This is a genomic window from Pseudomonas sp. Irchel 3F3 (assembly GCF_900187545.1).
Taxonomy (GTDB): domain Bacteria; phylum Pseudomonadota; class Gammaproteobacteria; order Pseudomonadales; family Pseudomonadaceae; genus Aquipseudomonas; species Aquipseudomonas fortuita.
Genome location: NZ_FYDS01000017.1, coordinates 55,781 through 72,563 on the forward strand (window position 1 = coordinate 55,781; position 16,783 = coordinate 72,563).

Consider the following 16,783-nt stretch of genomic DNA (forward strand, 5'->3'; position numbering starts at 1 on the left):
CGGCATTACCTGGCTCCGGTAGCAAGGCTGAGGATCCTGCCGCTCCAGCCATATTGCTGGGTCAGGGTTTCGCGGATTTCTGCAGCGTAAGTGGTGCTGGCAATGAAGACGGTGGCCCCTTGGTGCCTTGTCAGATCATCGGGGTCGGCAATTGCCACACCGAGCAGGGACTTGCCCTGCAGGTTCTTGTTCCTGTCGACGATACTGCGGATATTGGCCTTGCCCAGCCGGGTATCGCAGAGCAACCGACTGGTGAGGGAACCAGCGCCCCAGATCACCAACGGCTCACCACTCGCCTCGAGCTGCTGCGCCAGCTCTTCCACAGGGCGCAATACCTGTCGCGATAGCTCGACATAGCTGAGCAGGCTGTCAGCGGCCACACCATCATCCCTGAAACGCTTCTCTGCCTTTGTCGTCTTGCGGTACAAGGCCAACAGATAGCGGTTGTCGTAAAAGTCATTGTGCTGGGAGATGACCGTCACTTTCTCGAAGCCGCTGGCAGCCAGCAGATTGTCGAGGCTGACGGCACTAAAGAAGTTGATGTGCTCGAGCGCAAACTCAAGGAAGGGCTCAGCCGGCGGGCTCTTGCCGAAGGCCTCGGCATCGGGAACAGCAATGAACAGGTAGCCATCGTCCGCCAGGAGCGCTGTCATCTTGGCCATACTGTTGCGCAAGTCTGCAATATGCTCCAGGACGCCGCACAGGCTGATCAATTGAAAGCGCTCATCAGTGACGAAAGCGTCCACGGTAGCGCTTCTGATCTCCAGCCCGTAAATTTCGCGCGCCAGCTTGGCAGCAGCCGGGCTGGGCTCCATACCGAGCAAGCGCTGGAAGCCTGCCTGCTGGAAATGTGCAAGGAAATGCCCCATGCCCGAACCGATGTCGAGAATGCGAGCGTCGCATGACAGGTCTGCATGTTGTTGAACGAAGTGGAAGAAATCCCCATGAATCCGCGCCAATCCGGGCGGCAGGTCGGTATGCAGATGATGCTCGACGTTCTGATAGAACTGATCGAGTGCCGTCTGATCCGGAATGTCGCTGGCGTAAGCAAATCCGCAGTTACGACAGGCCACCACATCGTAATGGACGGCCTGGGGAAGCCCTGGGAACAGAAAATGCTGACGGTGCAGTTGCTCTAGATGGCTTCCGCTACAAATTTCACACGCTCTCATATCGCTATCCACAGTGTTCCAGCATTCAGCCGCGTATTTTTTTGTTCCCTCAAGGCGAGGGAGGTAAACAATCAGTGCCGGACGTGAATCGAGCATTCATGTATTGGCTTGCAAGAGTCTGGTTAACCCCACATCCAGAGATGTGAATGGCACCCACCCCAAAGCGCGGATCTTGTCGATATTGAAATGCCCGGCGCTTCGCACGGCGGGCGCCGGACCACTGCGCGCCTTCGGCCTGACTTTGAGCTGCCCAGCCTTACCGGCTGAGGCAATCAACTTTTCGGCCAATTCCAGGATACTGGTTTCCTGCGTTTCACCGACGTTGTAGGCATGGCCCGCTTGGCCCCGGAACAGGATGTGGAACAGCCCGAGCACGGTATCGGAGACATAGCAGAACGGACGCGAGGCGCTTCCATCGGAATCCAGCTGGATATCCCGGTTGTGAAGTACATCGGCAAGCAGATCGGAAATCGCCCGGCCATCGTCCAGACGCATACCCGGCCCATAGCAATGGGAAATCCTCGCAATCCTGGCATCCACGCCGTACTGGGTGTGGTAGGCCCGGCACAGCGTTTCAGCCAGCCGCTTGCTCTCGCCATAGCAGGCCCGAGGAGCCAACGGGTCTTCACGGCCAAAATCACCTTCCGCGATTGCATCGGTTTGCCAGGGATTATCGCCGTACACCGCACCGCTGCTGAGAAACAGAACACGTGCCTGCTTGTCCCGGGCCAGCTCAAGCAGTGCCCGGGTGCCATCGGTATTGGCGCGAATCGTATCGACCGGCCGCTGCAGATAGTCCTTGGGGCTGGCAGGGCTGGCGGCATGGATGATGAAATCCAGTGGTGCAGCAAGGCCACAGGGCTGGGTGACATCCTGGATCAGGGGCGTCACTTCACCAGGCATATCCAGCCAGGGCATGCGTTGACGCAGTTTTTCCAGGTCCCGAGCCAAGGCATACACCTGCAGGTTCGCCTGGGGCTGAAGGCGATTGAGCCAGGCCAGGGCCTCGACTACGTGCCCACCGATAAAACCCGAGGCCCCAGTGACCAGGATGTGACGACCGTACAGGGCCTCCCAAGGCAACGAGGCGGCGAGCATACCGCTCAAATCCCCCGCAAGAATGGAATCAGGCGTCTTCATAAATGCTGTCCAGACCGATGATACGCTGCGCTGCAATCCCGAGATTGAGCAGGTGCTGACGGATTTCTGCGGCGAAGCGGATGGAGCAGATGACGATGGGTAATTCCGCATGCGCTTGCGGGTCGTAGGCACACACCACGTGTTTACCCAGGCGTTGCCCCCATTTGGCTTCGGATGAGTCCAGCAAGGCGTGAATATCCAGCGACTCGGCTAACGGTGCCAGGTAATTGAGGTAGTCGCCGCCAATTCCGTACACCAGGAACGGGCCACCGGTTCTTTCACGAAAACGCTGCAGCAGCAGCTGCTCGCGGCGCTCTGCCCCAAGTTGCAGGCGGGCGACGATGCGGATCGAGTCCGAGTAGACCGGTGATTCGTAATGCCCCACGGACACCCCATCACAGCTAAACCCGCAACGTGCAAGTAGCAGGGTCAGCGAAGCCGGGGTGAACTGGTGCAAGTGCTCAAGATTGCGATCACTGGCCAGCAGTGGATGCCCGGCCTGGTTCGGTACCTCGATCAGCACACGCCCGTCCGCACCAAGAAGACTCGACCAGGCCGCAAGCTCCTGCTCGGGTCGGGCGATGTGTTCCAGCACATGAAAGGACACGATCAACTGGTACGGCGCTGCCACGATCTGACTGGTCGGCGTATGGAAGACGCGGTCAAGCTTCTGCTCGGCCAGCACCCTGTCTTGCGACAACTCCACACCCTCATAGGTGACGGCAAAGCGCGCCTTGATCTCGCGCCCAAGCTCACCCTCCGCACAGCCGACTTCGAGCACGCGCTCCTTACCCGTCTTCAGCAGGTCAGATACCGCAGCGACGCGTTCACGCATCTTGCGCTTGAACCAGGGTGTGTTCAGATCGTTACGTGCAACCAACGTCTCATAGTAGCCCGCCTGGTCCAACGGCATCCGCCAGCGATGGCCACACAGCCGGCAAGGTGTGTACTCCGGGCTGGGCAACAGCATCTCGATGGATCCGCAGCAGGGGCATGCACTGGCTGTAGTGGTTGTCATCATGCGCGTACCAGGCGTTCCAACAGTTGTTGCGGCGAAGGCAACGGCTGCTCATCGCTGGCAAATTGGCCATAGCCCCAAACGACTGGCCAGAACTCGACACCATTGGCAGCCGCTGCGCGACCATCCGCTACAGTATCGCCAATGTAGATGGCCGATTGCGCTGCAATGCCGCCGTCTTCCAGCAAGGCAGCGATCATGCCGCTCTTGTCTGAATAGCGACCAGGGTAGGAGTCACTGGCATACACTTCGCTGAACAGCCCTTGCCAACCCAATGCCGCAATGATGCGCTGGGTTGGCAGCAGCCGTTTATTGGTCGCGATCGACAGATTGAAGCCCTGCGCGCGCAGCTGTTCCAAGGCCGCCTGGCACCCTTCATAAGCGGCCGTTTCCAGGCAGGCTTCGGCGTCGTAGATGTCCTTGAACGAAGCGCTCAGGGCATCCAGCAATGCTGCGTCGCTACTACCGCTGAGTGTCGCCAGCGTTTGGCGCAAAGGCGGCCCGATCAGGCTGGCGTCTATCGGGCACATGGCGTGCAGGCCGTGTGCCTTCAGCACACGGGCAAAGCAGGCCAGAATGGCCGGCGCGGAGTCAACCAAGGTGCCGTCGAAGTCGAACAGGACGTGGCGCTTCATCACTTGACCTGCTGCCGAACCTGGCGCGATACCGGGGCGATGTTGCCAGCCATTTCTTCCTCCAGTACTGCCAGCGGCAGCAAGGGCGACATATCCTCAAGCGGCATGGAGGTCATCGAACCATCGGCCTGCGGAATCGCGGCGACTTTCGGGCTCAATGCCTCATCTTTCATCAACAGGACTTCCAGAATCATCGGCCGCGGCATTTGCATCGCCTCGGCCAGGCCCTGATCCAATTCGGCGGCATCGCTGATACGCTTGAATGGCAAATGGTAGGCACGCGCCAGTTCTTCCAGGTCCGGCATCCACAAGCCAGCTTCAGGGCCTGTGCCCACATAGCGGCTTTCGAAGTAGTTGCGCTGGGTATTGCGGATCGAGGCATAACCGCCGTTGTTCATCACCACCAGGCAGATCGGCAGGTTGAAACCGCGTAGCGTGGCCAGCTCCTGGATATTCAATTGCAGGCTGCCATCGCTCTCCACCGCCACCATCGGCTTGCAGCCGTTGGCGAAGCAAGCACCAATCGCAGCTGGCAGGCCGTAACCCATCGCACCCAGACCCGAGGTCAGGAACACACGCTGGCCTGGACGATTGCGGAATACGGTGTAAAACACTTCGACCGCCAGCCCGGAGCTGCCGGTGCTGACCAAGGTATTTTCCGGCACCGCATTGGAAAGCGAGTCAGCAAACTGGAAGTGGCTGATCGGCCCGCTGGCGGCGAAGGGCTTGCCGTCGTTGACGCCATAGCGTGACTTCCAGTCGCGGCAACGCTCCAACCATTGTGGACGGCTGAACGAAGCGCCTTTCAGAGAGGCAGCCAGTGTGTCGACAAAGCTGGCGGCGTCGCTGGTAACGGCGACATCGATATCCATGTCGAGCTTGGCGATCTCGTTGGCATCCACATCCACGACGACCTTGCGTGCATTGCGGGCAAAGTCGCGTGGAGCATAGGCAGTGATGATGTTGTCCAGACGACAGCCGAGGGTGATCAGCAGGTCGGCATTCTGTACCGCGAAGTTCGGCGCACGCAGTGCAACCACACCTGGCCGCCCCACATACAACGGGTGCTCATGAGGCAGCAGGTCCATTGCATTCCAGGTCGTCACCAGCGGCACGCCCATGGATTCGATCAGATCACGAAAAGCTGCTGCCGCTCCGCTCAAGCGAACGCCATGGCCGGCGAGGATCAGCGGTCTCTGGGCCCCCTCAAGCAAGCTGCGGATCTGCGTCAGCGTTTGCGCCTCCAGCGCTGCAACAGGTGCAGCGGCCTCGTCCCAACCCACCAGGTTGTCGGGATCAATCGGCGCGCCCTGCACGTCCAGCGGTACATCAATCCATACCGGGCCGGCACGGCCATCTCGTGCCACAAAGACAGCCCGCTCCAACGCTCGGCGAATGTCTTCTGGCTGCTGGATGGTTACCGCGTACTTGGTGATCGGCTCGACCACGCTGACGATATCCACTTCCTGCACGCCCTTCTGCCGCAGTGGCGCACCACGCAACAGGTCGGCACGCTTGACCTGGCCGGAGATAACCAGCAACGGCACCGACTCGATCCAGGCGCCAGCGACGGCAGTCACGGCATTGGTCGCACCCGGCCCGGTTGTGACCATGGCCACACCGATATTCTCGTTGATGCGGCAGTAGGCTTCGGCAGCAATCGCGGCAGCCTGCTCATGGTGGCAGGCCACTACCTCCAGGCCGGGGTGCTTGCCGACTGCGTCGTTGAGGTGCATGGCACCTCCGCCTGGCAACAGGAAGACATGCTCCACGCCCAGATCGGCGATGAAGTCAGCAATGTAGTCGGCAACACGATAAGGGCTTGGCACGTCAGTCCATCCAATAGCTCAAGAGGGTTTTACGGTCGCGATTGGCATTGATCGCTTCGTCGGTATAGAACGAATCATTGCTGAAATGCGTGGAAGACAGCTCTTCGATGATTGCCCCTTCCTGACTGTGGAAGGCATGGCGAACACCCGGCTCGACGGTGACCACATCCCCCGGACGGCAGGCACGATTCACACCGTCCAGCTGCAGCGTCAGCTCGCCATGCAGGACGTGGAAGGTTTCTTCCTTGCGCTGGTGATATTGCTCCGGGTGCTGCTGACCCGGCAGGAGCATCAGCAGTTTCTTGCAGTAACCCCGGTTGACCACGGTGAGCATGGTCAAACCGATCTCGTCGAAATGGTCCAGACCATAGTGGTGGGATATTTCCAGATCGACCCGGCCCGGCACCACCACGTGGCTGCTGCTCAGCTGGGCGCGAACGCGCTGGACGATCTCCCAGACCTTGTCACGCACATCGCGCCGCGTGCTGTTCTGTGTGCTCAGCGCTGCATGCTCGGGAATGTCCGCCTGGGCAGTAAAGGTGGCGTATTTCGACCAGTCGTTGGCAGTGATCTGCCCGTCCTGCGGCGGGAAAGCGAAATACACATCGTCAGCCTGTACTACCTCGCCTGCGGCAATGGCCCTGCGCGCAAATACACCACGACGCAGGGAGCGCAGGCTGGCGACTTCACTCTCGTTTACCGGCAAGCGCTGCTCGCCTTCACCGCAGAGCAGCAAGGCATACTGCGCGGCTTCCAGCCAGCGTCGAACCTGCTCAGGGCTTGCCGAATAGGCGTTGAGAGGGAACTGCTCGGTGGGCAAACCAACGTGCTTTTCGAAGATGCGCGCGCCCTTGGCCAGTGCAATCTTGACGATATCGGTATTGTCCGGGTTCTCATGCGTTGAAAAGCCCACGCGCACGCCCGGATAACGCCGACGCAGAAAATCCACCTGCGACAGATGCATGTTGGCATCGGCGGTCGGGTACTCGCCTACACAATGCAGAATGGCGAAATTCTTTTCCCGGTGGGCAAGGAAGCTGACCAGGCGATCGAGCTCTTCCAGGGTCGAACCGGCAGTGGAAACGATCAGCGGATGCTGAGTCTGCACCACACGCTCCAGCAATGGCCAGTCGCTCATCGAGCAACTGGCGATCTTGATCGCATCCAGCTGCTGCTGCTCGATCACCTCCACCGATGCCTCATCGAACGGCGTGGACAGGCAGAGGAAACCGTTGGCACGGATTTCCGCCACCAGGCTATCGAACTGCTCACGGGACAGGCGCGTCTCGCTGAAGCGCTTGATGTACTTGACATCGTCACGGCCGCGCATGGCCGGATGAATGAAGGTATCCAGATCACGGTATTGCAGCTTGAAAGCGAAGCGGAACGGGAATGCCTTGCACACCTCGGCAAAGGCGCGAATCAGCGCCACGCCATGCGCCACATCGCCCATGTGGTTGTTCGCCATTTCCAGAATGAACAGCGGTTTGTCGAACAACGTTCCCGCGTTGGCGGTAGGGGCTGTGCTCATCAGTGGGATCCTCGGTTGAGCCAGGCTTCGATGTGACTGGCCGCATGTTCCAGATGGTCGTCGCTCAAGCCCGGCCAGAGGCCGATCCAGAACGTGTCGTTCATGATCTTGTCAGTCACCGACAGCTCGCCGGAAACACGGTAATTCAGCCCTTGCATGTAGGGCTGGCGCGTCAGGTTGCCGGCAAACAGCAAGCGCGTGCCCACGCCCTGTTCATCCAGGTAGCGCACCAGCTCGACGCGATTGATGCCGCAGCCATCGCGCAGGGTGATCGGATAGCCGAACCAGGAAGGGTCGCTTTCGCGGGTGGCCTGCGGCAGGATCAGTTTGTCCGCACAACCGGCCAGCCGGTCGCTGAGCCAGGCGAAGTTGCGCTTGCGCGCGGCAACGAAATCATCAACCCGGTCCATCTGCGCCAGCGCGCAGGCGGCCTGCATGTCGGTGATCTTCAGGTTGTAGCCCAGGTGCGAGTAGGTGTACTTGTGGTCGTAGCCTTGCGGCAGGTCACCCATTTGCCAGCAGAAGCGCTTGCTGCAAGTGTTGTCCTCGCCCGGTGCGCAGTAGCAATCGCGGCCCCAGTCGCGGTACGACTCGATGATGCGCTTGAGCAACGGCGAGTCGGTGAACACCGCACCGCCCTCGCCCATGGTGATGTGGTGCGCCGGGTAGAAGCTGAGGGTGCCGATATCGCCGAAGCCGCCAACCATGCGGCCCTGGTAGGTGGAACCCAGCGCATCGCAGCAGTCTTCGATCAGCCACAGGCCGTACTTGTCGCACAGGGCGCGCACAACGCTGAGGTCGAAGGGGTTGCCCAGCGTATGGGCCAGCATGATGGCCTTGGTCTTCGGGCCGATGGCCGCTTCGATCAGCGCGGGGTCGATATTGTAGGTGCCCATCTCGACATCGACGAACACCGGTACCGCACCAAACTGCAGGATCGGGTTGACGGTGGTGGGGAAACCGGCGGCAACCCCGATCACCTCGTCACCTGGCTTGATCGCACGGTCGCCGAGACGCGGCGAGGTCAGCGCGGAAAACGCCAGCAGGTTGGCCGACGAGCCGGAGTTGGTGGTGAGTACGCAGCGACGCCCCAGGTACTTGGCCAGGCGCTTCTCGAACGCCTCGTTGAAGCGGCCGGTGGTCAACCAGCCATCCAGCACGGCTTCGGTCATGGACTGCAGCTCGCCGGCGCCAATCACCTTGCCGGAAGGCGGCACGTTGCTCTGCCCCGCCACGAAAGGTTTGGGTGCCATCTGCAGCTCGGCATAGCGCCCGACCAGTTCGGCAATCTGTTGGCGCAACTGCTGCGCCGTACTGTCACTCATGGGTTCCGCCTTGGTGAGCCGCGATCTGCTCGCGGGTAACGATGTTCATGTCACGCCCTGCGCGCCAGGCCAGGTGCCAGTCCAGGGTGTGGTTCAGGGTGTCATCCAGCGACCAGCGCGGTGACCAGCCAAGCACTTGCCGCGCCTTGCTGGAATCCAGTGCCAGCAAACCGGCTTCGTGCGGCTGGGCATCGCCGGCAACCGACCAGCGCGCCTCGCCTGGCCAGCGCAGGGCAAGACGCCGGACGATTTCGCCGACGGTAGCCAGGCCTGCATTGTCCGGGCCGAAGTTCCAGGCAGTTGCGTATCGCTCGGCGTCTGTGAGCAAGCCCTGCGCCAGCTGCAGGTAGCCCATCAGCGGGTCGAGGACGTGCTGCCAGGGGCGCGTCGCATGGGGATAGCGCAAGACCACTTCTTCACCGTCCTGCCAGGCGCGCAAGATATCCGGCAGCAGGCGCTCGGCAGACCAGTCCCCGCCACCCAATACGTTGCCTGCGCGCGCCGTGGCCAGGGCCACGCCGGCGGAACGCAGGAAAGCGTCGCGGTAGCTTGCGCACAGCAGTTCGACACAGGCCTTGCTACTGCTATAGGGGTCGAAGCCGCCCAGGGCATCCTGCTCGCGGTAGGGCCAGGGCCACTCGCGGTTGTCGTAGCACTTGTCAGTGGTCACCACCAGCACCGCACGTACCGAAGGCGTGGCACGCACGGCCTCCAGCAGGTTCAGCGTACCCATGACGTTGGTGGCGTAGGTGTCGGCCGGCGCCCGGTAGGATTCGCGCACCAGTGGCTGAGCCGCCAGGTGCAGCACCAGTTCGGGCTGGAACGCCTGCACGGCACGGGCCACGGCCGAGGCGTCACGAATATCGGCAAACTCGCCGGGCACCTGCTGTTGCAAGTGCGCAACCTGCCACAGCGATGGCGTGGTCGCGGCAGGCAAGGCCAAGCCACGCAGCTCAGCGCCAAGCTGGCGCAACCATACAGCCAGCCAGCCACCCTTGAAGCCAGTGTGCCCGGTCAGCAGGACTCGGCGGCCCGCCCAGAATGCCGGGCTCAACGCCATAGCTGCCATGCTGCTTCGCCGTTCTTCCAGTGTGTTTCGAGCAACGTGCGATCACGCAGGGTATCCATCGGCTGCCAGAAGCCACGGTGCAGGTGGCTCATGAGCTGGCCGTCTTCGGCCAGGCGACGCATGGGCTCGTCTTCCCAGGTGGTGGCATCGCCTTCGATGTACTCGAGCGCAGCCGGTTCAAGCACGAAGAAGCCACCGTTGATCCAGCCACCGTCGCCCGCCGGCTTTTCCTGAAAGCCGCGCACCTGCTCGCCCTGCACATCCAGGGCGCCATAACGGCCCGGCGGTTGTACGGCGGTAACCGTGGCCATCTTGCCGTGCTGGCGGTGGAATTCGACCAGGCGCGGGATATCGACGTCGGACACACCATCGCCGTAAGTCAGGCAGAAGGTTTCATTGCCGACATAATCGCGAACACGCTTTAGACGACCACCTGTGGCGGTGTTTTCCCCGGTGTCCACCAACGTCACCCGCCACGGCTCCGCGTGGCGATTGTGGATATCCATACGGTTTTCCGCCATATCGAAGGTCACGTCCGACATGTGCAGGAAATAGTTGGCGAAGTACTCCTTGATCACGTAGCCCTTGTAGCCAAGGCAAATGACGAAGTCGTTGATGCCGTAGTGCGAGTAGATCTTCATGATGTGCCAGATGATCGGCTTGCCGCCTATCTCGATCATCGGCTTGGGGCGCAGGTGAGATTCTTCGCTGATGCGTGTGCCCAGCCCACCGGCCAGAATGACTGCTTTCATTGTACTGTTGGTCCGCATTGGTCGGAGGGGGCGGCGACAAAAAACTGGCCCCGGGCCCTTTATGCTAGGCAAAGCAAAACGCATGCCTGCTTTAGGGTGGCAATCGCAATGCATGACTGGAGATTTATAGGGGGCGCAAATCGAGCGCCGCCCGCGCGGCGCATCGCGAGCTGCGCTCGCTCCTACGTTTGTTTTGGGCCAATTATTCCTGGGGGATTTGCGCGCGTAGGTTTTGGTGTACGGCACGATATCGCGTCGTATGAACCCGGCGGTCGCGCACGCCTGTCACAGGCGTTACTGGCCCGAAACAAACGTAGGAGCGAGCGCGGCTCGCGATGCGCCGCGCGGGCGGCGCTCGATCTCACAGACACCAGAAAGGCCGAGGCGAACACCCAGACCTCGGCGTCAATCCTCCGCCTGGTCCTCGCCGCCCTGTCGGCTCATGCCGTACTTGCGCATCTTCTCGACCAGGGTGGTCCGGCGAATACGCAAACGTTCAGCCGCGCGTGCAACGACACCGCTGGCATCGTCCAGCGCCTGCTGGATCAGGCCTTGTTCCAGGCTACCGAGGTAGTCCTTCAAGTCCAGGCCTTCAGGTGGCAGCATCGCAGGGTTGCTGAAGTTTGGCGTGTGACCGTTGATGGCCACGCGCTCTTCCAGATCGCTGCGCAGGCTGTCGACCATCTGCTCGTCTTCGTCATCGACGTAGCGGAATTTTTTCGGCAGCTCGGACACGCCAATCACCCCGTACGGGTGCATGATCGCCATGCGCTCTACCAGGTTGGCCAGCTCGCGCACGTTCCCCGGCCAGCCGTGGCGGCACAGCGACATGATCGAGGCGGAGTTGAAGCGGATGGAACCGCGCTTCTCGTGCTCCATGCGTGAAATCAGTTCATTCATCAGCAACGGGATGTCTTCCACCCGCTCACGCAGCGGCGCCATCTCGATGGGAAACACGTTCAGGCGGTAGTACAGGTCTTCACGGAAGGTGCCGTCCTCGATCATGGTCTCGAGGTTTTTGTGCGTTGCAGCAATGATGCGCACGTCAATGCTCTGGGTTTTATTGCTACCCACACGCTCGAAGGTACGCTCCTGCAGCACGCGCAGCAGCTTGACCTGCATCGGCAATGGCATGTCGCCGATTTCGTCGAGGAACAGGGTACCGCCATTGGCCAGCTCGAAACGCCCGGCACGGCTGGTGATCGCCCCGGTAAAGGCGCCCTTCTCGTGCCCGAACAGTTCGCTTTCCAGCAGCTCGGCCGGGATCGCGCCACAGTTGACCGGCACGAACGGCGCTTCACGGCGCTTGGAGTGGTAATGCAGGTTGCGCGCCACCACTTCCTTGCCGGTGCCCGACTCACCCAGGATCAGCACGCTGGCGTCGGTATCGGCCACTTGCTGCATCATCTGCCGCACGTGCTGGATGGCACGGCTGGTGCCGACCAGGCTGCGGAACAGGTTGGGCTCACGCTGGCGGCCGCGCTCGCGCGCCTGGTCGTACATCTCGCGATAGACCTGGGCACGGTGCAGCGAGTCCAGCAACTGGCTGTAGCTTGCCGGCATTTCCAGGTTGGACAGCACACGACGGCGAAGGTCTTCCGGGAACTCCGCAGAAGAAATTTCACCTAAAAGCATCACTGGAAGGAACTCATCCCACCCAGCCAGTGTCTTAATGAGCCCCAGGAGATTACCCGGAGCGTCTACAGCGCCGACAAGTACGCACAGCACTTCACGACTCGAGGACAACGGCTCGACCACTTGCTGCCAATCCTGGCTCGAGCAAGCGAGGTTCTCTTCGCCGAGAAAATTCAGCACCACCGCAAGGTCGCGGCGGCGCGCGCTGTCGTCATCGATCAGCAGAATCTTGGTTTCACGCCACATGCAATAGCAACTTCCCTAGTCATATCGGCGCCCTGCAGGGGCATGCTCGACATCATTCCGACTGAATGGTCAGTGTTCGGACGTCTGAAATTCGAGAACAGCCACTAGTAAAGTCAAAAAGGCCCGCACAGTCAAATTTATGGCGCCTTTTGTCAAGTTGTGTGCATCTTAACTGAACAGATGGTAAACCTTCGAAGCATTTTTCGCTTGGTTGATCTGCATCATCTCTTCGGCAATTGCCTGGCGCTCACCGGTTGTCACTTCGATCAGGTTGCGGTAGACCAGCAGCACCCCTTCCAGCTTCTCGCGCAGCAACGCCTGGTCCATCGCATGGGTTTCCAGCACCTCGTCGATGCACGCGCGGCAGGCCACATCCAGCTTGGCAATGGCATCCCAGTCACGCTCACCCAAGGCACCAACCAAGGCATCGCAGGTGTCATCGAGGCGTTGCAGTGCGGTCACGGTAATCTCCTTGCCGTCAGCTGGCAGGCTGGGCGTCGGCAATGCCGTCCCAACCGCTTTTAACGGTGATCAGCAACTGGGCAACTTCGTCGATAATGCCGGCATCGTTATCGACATTGGCCTGCATCAGGCGGTTGGTCATGTAGACATAAAGGGCGTCTAGTTTTTCGACGTATTCCGGGTTTTCGCTCTTTTCAGGCTGCAAGCCATCGCGCAGGCCGATGATGATGTCGATCGCCTTGCCGAGCATCAGGCCCTTTTCCGCGATGTCGCCACGCGCCAAGGCACCCTTGGCCTGGGCCATGCGATCAAGGCCGCCTTCCATCAGCATCTGCACCAGGCGGTGCGGCGTGGCTTCGGAAATCTGGGCATGGGAATTGACCTTCTGGTACTGACGAAGGGCTCTCATGGGATTCATCTTGCGACCTCGTGACGGGCAGGCTTAAGGGAGAGATATTCCTTGTATCGGGCAGACGGTGAAAAACTTTACCGGCCGATGACATGAAGCCGGGCATCATGCCCGCACTTCATGCAATGTTCACGGTTTAATCGTCACTGCTCGACTTGTTCAGCGCGTTGAGCGTACTCAGCACGGAACTCTGCTGCTGGCGCAGCTGGGTGACCAGGGTATCCATGTTGTTGTACTTGTCCTGCAGGCTCTTCTGCAGGGCTTCCATGCGGGTGTCCAGGGTATCTTGCTCGCTCTTGAGCTTGGTCAGGCTTTCGCTCAGCACCTTGGAGCGCTCGGCCAAAGTACCGGTACTGGCCTTGGCAAACGGTTCGGTCACCTTTTGCAGGCGTGCCAACAGTCCATCCTTGCCATTGAAGATACTGGTCAGGTCCGCCGCATTGGTGGAGGCGACCTTGTCCCATTTCTTGTCATCCAGGCTCAGCGTACCGCCATCCTGGGCAGAAGTGACGCCAAAGGCAGCGAGCGATTTCAAGGTACCGTTGCCCGACACCGCATTGAGCTCTTCACGAATGGAGGACATCAACGTGCGCATCGTGGCATCACCGGTCAGCGCCGCCGACGTCATTGTGCCATCAGCGTTTTTGGTGACCTTGGTTTCGGCATTCATGACTTTGAGCAGGGCGTTGTAGGTATCGATGAAACCCTTGAGGCCCGACTTCAAAGTAGTGGAGCTGGTAGTCAGCGAGAGAACAGTGGCTGTAACCTCGCCACTGGTAGCGTTTTTCGGTGAAGTACCCAGCAACTTGATGTTCAGACCACTCACGGCATCGGTGATGTCGTTGGTCTTGGACTTCATGGCAATACCGTCAAGCGTGTACTCGGCGTCCGCCGGCTCGTCGACCACGGTATAGCCAGTATCAATGCCCGAATTGCCCGAAAGGGTGATGTCGGAGCCGTCACCCATCTTGGTCGAGGTGATGATCAGACGCGAACCCGTGGCGTCGGTCAGTACGTTGGCGCTCAGGCCTGCCGTACTGAACTGACTGTTGATGCTATCGCGCACCTGCTGCAGCGTTGCGCCAGCAGGAACACTCAGATCGTAGGCCTTGCCATTCTGGGTCATGGTCAACGTGGTCGGACTGCCAGTGGCGTTGACTACAGAGCCCGCGCCATTTGCGTAGACCTTCGTTGACACCTTCGACGCAGTCGCCAGCTTGTCGACAATCAACTTGAACGAACCGTTGGCAGCCCCGGTACCCATGGTGACGGTCGCCACCTTCTCATCCGAAGACTTCAGGCTAAGGCCACCGAAACTGTTGGTGTCGGTCATGTTGGTCAAGGCGCCACGGAAGGCATCCAGCGCCGACTGAATCTTGCCGATAGAGGACAACGTGGTGGTTGCCTTCAGCGTTTGGGTATTGATCTGCGCCTGTTTGGGCGCCTTCTGCGCGGCCACCAGGGAATCGACGATCGCCTGGGTATCAATGCCCGAGCCAATACCGCTGACTGTTGTACCTGCCATCATTGCTCTCCTTGTTCAGTAGCTGCCGGATCCTTGGCGGATAAATCCATCAATGGGCCAGCAGCAACAAAAATCATGCCAGCCTATGCCTGATCATCGAACAGCAGGCTACTGGCCTCACTGAGGCTTTGTGCAAGCTTCAGCGCCGTTTCCGACGGGAGCTGGCGAATCACTTCACCTGATTGGGTGGCGATCACCTTGACCACAACCTGCCCCGTGGAATCATCAATGGAAAAGTCCAGCTGACGCTGGCTCGACTGGACGAAATCACGAATCTCGCCAACCGCCTTCTCCAGGTCTTCGCGCGAGTGCGGCTGGCTATCGGGGGCAGCAGCCTCCTGCACCTTGGCAGGCACTACCGGGTCCCGGTCAGCGACTGGCGCCTGGGGTAACACAGACGGATACACCTGGCTCAGCTTGACACTCATGTCCATGTTTCGAACTCCTCATGTCAAAAAGGGTGAAAGGGCACGTAAACGCGCCCTTTCACCCTTTACTCAGGCGCCTGAATTACTGGAGCAGTTTCAGGACCGAAGATGGCAGCTGGTTAGCCTGCGACAGGATCGCAGTCGAAGCCTGCTGCAGAGTCTGCTGCTTGGTCAGCTCGGCAGTTTCCGAAGCGAAGTCCACGTCCTGCACGGTGGAGCGGGCAGCGGTGGAGTTCTTCTGGATGTTCTGCAGGTTGTCGACGGTGGTTTGCAGACGGTTCTGGGTAGCACCCAGGCCCGAACGGACGCTGTCGATCGAACCGATGGCCTTGTCGATAACGGCCAGGGCGTTCTGGGCGTTGACGGCGTCGGTCACATCGGTGTCGGCGATGGTGGTCTTGGCCGAAGACTTGGAAGCTGAACCGAACAGGTCGGTAGCACCAGTACCGACTGTACCATCGGCTACCGAGTAACCTTTGGCAGAGTCCAGGGAAATCTGGCCAGTTACAACCGATGTGTCATCAGCAGTAGCGGAAAGCGTGGTCAGAGAGTTCGGGAAATCACCATTACCATCCCGCGCACCGACAGAAATGGCATCAGCGCCAGCCTTGGAGGTGAATTTCAGGTTCTCACCAGTGTCCGACTTCACCGACAAGCTCTTGGTCGATTCATCGTAGTTGACGCTGATACCCAGCTTGGCGGCGTTGGACTTCAATTGATCAGCCAGGCTCGCAGTGTCAGTAACACCAATGAAGCTTACGGTGCTGCCACCAACGGTCAGCTCGAAGTTGGCAGGGGTGGCTGCGGCACCACTTGCAACGGTCATTTTCACTTCGGTGCTGGCAGAGGCTGTCAGGCCACCGATTGCGCCATTGAGTTTGGCAGCAATATCTTTGGCCGAAGCGCCTTCATCATAGCTGACAGTCTTGGATTGGCCGTTGCCGGTTACAACCAGATCTGCTGCTGCCACGCCGCTAGCGCTCGGCGCGATAGTGCCCGACTTGATCTGCTGCGAGCCGATGCTCTTGGCCGAAACGTTGTCCAGCGCCAGGTTGATGGTTTCGTTGGCGTTGGCGCCGACCTGGATGGCCTTGGTGCCGTAGGAGCCGTCCAGCAGCTTCTGGCCACCGAAGGTGGTGGTTTCCGAGATACGGTTCAGCTCAGCGGTCAGAGCCTGGTATTCGTCGTTGTTCGACTTACGGTCGTCGGCGCTCAGGGAGCCAGTAGCCGAGGACAGGGCCAGGGTACGCATTTTCTGCAGGATGTCGGTCGAAGCCTGCATTGCACCTTCAGCGGTCTGGGCGATCGAGATACCGTCGTTGGCGTTCTTGACAGCCTGGCCCAGGCCATTGATCTGGCTGGTCAGACGGTTGGCGATCTGCAGGCCTGCAGCGTCGTCTTTAGCGCTGTTGATACGCAGACCCGAGGACAGACGCTGCATCGAAGTAGTCTGAGCGTTGCTAGCCTTGGTCAGGTTGCCCTGAGTGGTGATCGACGCAATGTTGGTGTTTACAGTTAAAGCCATGACGAAATCCTCGTTGGATGGGTACTGCGGCTTCCGGCCTTGGCAACCGCCGGACTGGCCTAGAGAACCTTCGTAATAGTTA

The 16,783-nt window shown here is 60.1% G+C and carries 15 protein-coding genes; all 15 read right to left on the bottom strand.

All coding sequences use genetic code 11. From position 1 onward, the window contains the following. Positions 1-5: 5 nt before the first annotated feature. A complete protein-coding gene (locus tag CKW35_RS26550; protein WP_256583425.1) occupies positions 6-1,268 on the bottom strand; it encodes a class I SAM-dependent methyltransferase in 1,263 nt (420 codons plus the stop codon). Further along, on the bottom strand, positions 1,269-2,312 hold the full coding sequence (locus CKW35_RS26555) for an NAD-dependent epimerase/dehydratase family protein (protein ID WP_095117246.1): 1,044 nt from the start codon (positions 2,310-2,312) through the stop codon (positions 1,269-1,271). Further along, positions 2,299-3,282 (bottom strand): class I SAM-dependent methyltransferase, encoded by a 984-nt coding sequence (locus CKW35_RS26560; RefSeq protein ID WP_256583426.1) that lies wholly within the window; start codon positions 3,280-3,282, stop codon positions 2,299-2,301. The genes CKW35_RS26555 and CKW35_RS26560 overlap by 14 nt, the downstream gene beginning before the upstream one ends. 47 nt (positions 3,283-3,329) lie before the next feature. Next, a complete protein-coding gene (locus tag CKW35_RS26565; protein ID WP_016488443.1) occupies positions 3,330-3,965 on the bottom strand; it encodes an HAD family hydrolase in 636 nt (211 codons plus the stop codon). Next, positions 3,965-5,794 carry a thiamine pyrophosphate-binding protein gene (locus CKW35_RS26570; protein WP_016488444.1) on the bottom strand — a complete coding sequence of 610 codons (1,830 nt, stop codon included), beginning with the start codon at positions 5,792-5,794 and terminating at the stop codon, positions 3,965-3,967. Before CKW35_RS26570 ends, CKW35_RS26565 begins: the two co-directional genes overlap by 1 nt. A 1-nt stretch (position 5,795) precedes the next feature. Beyond that, on the bottom strand, positions 5,796-7,325 hold the full coding sequence (locus CKW35_RS26575) for an N-acetylneuraminate synthase family protein (RefSeq protein WP_016488445.1): 1,530 nt from the start codon (positions 7,323-7,325) through the stop codon (positions 5,796-5,798). Continuing rightward, positions 7,325-8,650, bottom strand: a complete 1,326-nt coding sequence (gene rfbH / locus CKW35_RS26580; RefSeq protein WP_016488446.1) for a lipopolysaccharide biosynthesis protein RfbH — start codon at positions 8,648-8,650, stop codon at positions 7,325-7,327. The genes CKW35_RS26575 and rfbH overlap by 1 nt, the downstream gene beginning before the upstream one ends. Then, positions 8,643-9,710, bottom strand: coding sequence for a CDP-glucose 4,6-dehydratase (gene rfbG / locus CKW35_RS26585; protein WP_095117250.1), 1,068 nt, complete (start codon positions 9,708-9,710; stop codon positions 8,643-8,645). Before rfbG ends, rfbH begins: the two co-directional genes overlap by 8 nt. Then, complete coding sequence (gene rfbF, locus CKW35_RS26590) at positions 9,701-10,471, bottom strand: glucose-1-phosphate cytidylyltransferase (protein WP_016488448.1); 771 nt, start codon at positions 10,469-10,471, stop codon at positions 9,701-9,703. Before rfbF ends, rfbG begins: the two co-directional genes overlap by 10 nt. Before the next feature lie 405 nt (positions 10,472-10,876). Then, positions 10,877-12,352, bottom strand: coding sequence for a transcriptional regulator FleQ (fleQ, locus tag CKW35_RS26595; RefSeq protein WP_016488449.1), 1,476 nt, complete (start codon positions 12,350-12,352; stop codon positions 10,877-10,879). Positions 12,353-12,520: 168 nt separating this feature from the next. Beyond that, positions 12,521-12,814 carry a hypothetical protein gene (locus tag CKW35_RS26600; RefSeq protein ID WP_024717756.1) on the bottom strand — a complete coding sequence of 98 codons (294 nt, stop codon included), beginning with the start codon at positions 12,812-12,814 and terminating at the stop codon, positions 12,521-12,523. A gap of 16 nt (positions 12,815-12,830) precedes the next feature. Beyond that, on the bottom strand, positions 12,831-13,232 hold the full coding sequence (gene fliS / locus CKW35_RS26605) for a flagellar export chaperone FliS (RefSeq protein WP_016488451.1): 402 nt from the start codon (positions 13,230-13,232) through the stop codon (positions 12,831-12,833). Positions 13,233-13,359: 127 nt separating this feature from the next. Further along, entirely contained in the window at positions 13,360-14,748 is a 1,389-nt protein-coding gene (fliD, locus tag CKW35_RS26610) for a flagellar filament capping protein FliD (RefSeq protein ID WP_023047017.1), read from the bottom strand. Between the two features lie 83 nt (positions 14,749-14,831). Next, positions 14,832-15,182, bottom strand: coding sequence for a flagellar protein FlaG (locus CKW35_RS26615; RefSeq protein WP_016488453.1), 351 nt, complete (start codon positions 15,180-15,182; stop codon positions 14,832-14,834). A gap of 76 nt (positions 15,183-15,258) precedes the next feature. After that, positions 15,259-16,701: a flagellin gene (locus CKW35_RS26620; RefSeq protein WP_016488454.1), complete on the bottom strand. Its 1,443-nt coding sequence runs from the start codon at positions 16,699-16,701 to the stop codon at positions 15,259-15,261. Between the last annotated feature and the right edge of the window lie 82 nt (positions 16,702-16,783).

What these genes read in the sequence shown, in the direction of transcription:
- CKW35_RS26550 (WP_256583425.1), bottom strand. Translation starts at nt 1,268, where the DNA reads ATGCTCGATTCACGTCCGGCACTGATTGTTTACCTCCCTCGCCTTGAG.
- CKW35_RS26555 (WP_095117246.1), bottom strand. Translation starts at nt 2,312, where the DNA reads ATGAAGACGCCTGATTCCATTCTTGCGGGGGATTTGAGCGGTATGCTC.
- CKW35_RS26560 (WP_256583426.1), bottom strand. Translation starts at nt 3,282, where the DNA reads ATGCTGTTGCCCAGCCCGGAGTACACACCTTGCCGGCTGTGTGGCCAT.
- CKW35_RS26565 (WP_016488443.1), bottom strand. Translation starts at nt 3,965, where the DNA reads ATGAAGCGCCACGTCCTGTTCGACTTCGACGGCACCTTGGTTGACTCC.
- CKW35_RS26575 (WP_016488445.1), bottom strand. Translation starts at nt 7,325, where the DNA reads ATGAGCACAGCCCCTACCGCCAACGCGGGAACGTTGTTCGACAAACCG.
- rfbH (WP_016488446.1), bottom strand. Translation starts at nt 8,650, where the DNA reads ATGAGTGACAGTACGGCGCAGCAGTTGCGCCAACAGATTGCCGAACTG.
- rfbG (WP_095117250.1), bottom strand. Translation starts at nt 9,710, where the DNA reads ATGGCGTTGAGCCCGGCATTCTGGGCGGGCCGCCGAGTCCTGCTGACC.
- rfbF (WP_016488448.1), bottom strand. Translation starts at nt 10,471, where the DNA reads ATGAAAGCAGTCATTCTGGCCGGTGGGCTGGGCACACGCATCAGCGAA.
- fleQ (WP_016488449.1), bottom strand. Translation starts at nt 12,352, where the DNA reads ATGTGGCGTGAAACCAAGATTCTGCTGATCGATGACGACAGCGCGCGC.
- fliS (WP_016488451.1), bottom strand. Translation starts at nt 13,232, where the DNA reads ATGAATCCCATGAGAGCCCTTCGTCAGTACCAGAAGGTCAATTCCCAT.
- fliD (WP_023047017.1), bottom strand. Translation starts at nt 14,748, where the DNA reads ATGGCAGGTACAACAGTCAGCGGTATTGGCTCGGGCATTGATACCCAG.
- CKW35_RS26615 (WP_016488453.1), bottom strand. Translation starts at nt 15,182, where the DNA reads ATGGACATGAGTGTCAAGCTGAGCCAGGTGTATCCGTCTGTGTTACCC.
- CKW35_RS26620 (WP_016488454.1), bottom strand. Translation starts at nt 16,701, where the DNA reads ATGGCTTTAACTGTAAACACCAACATTGCGTCGATCACCACTCAGGGC.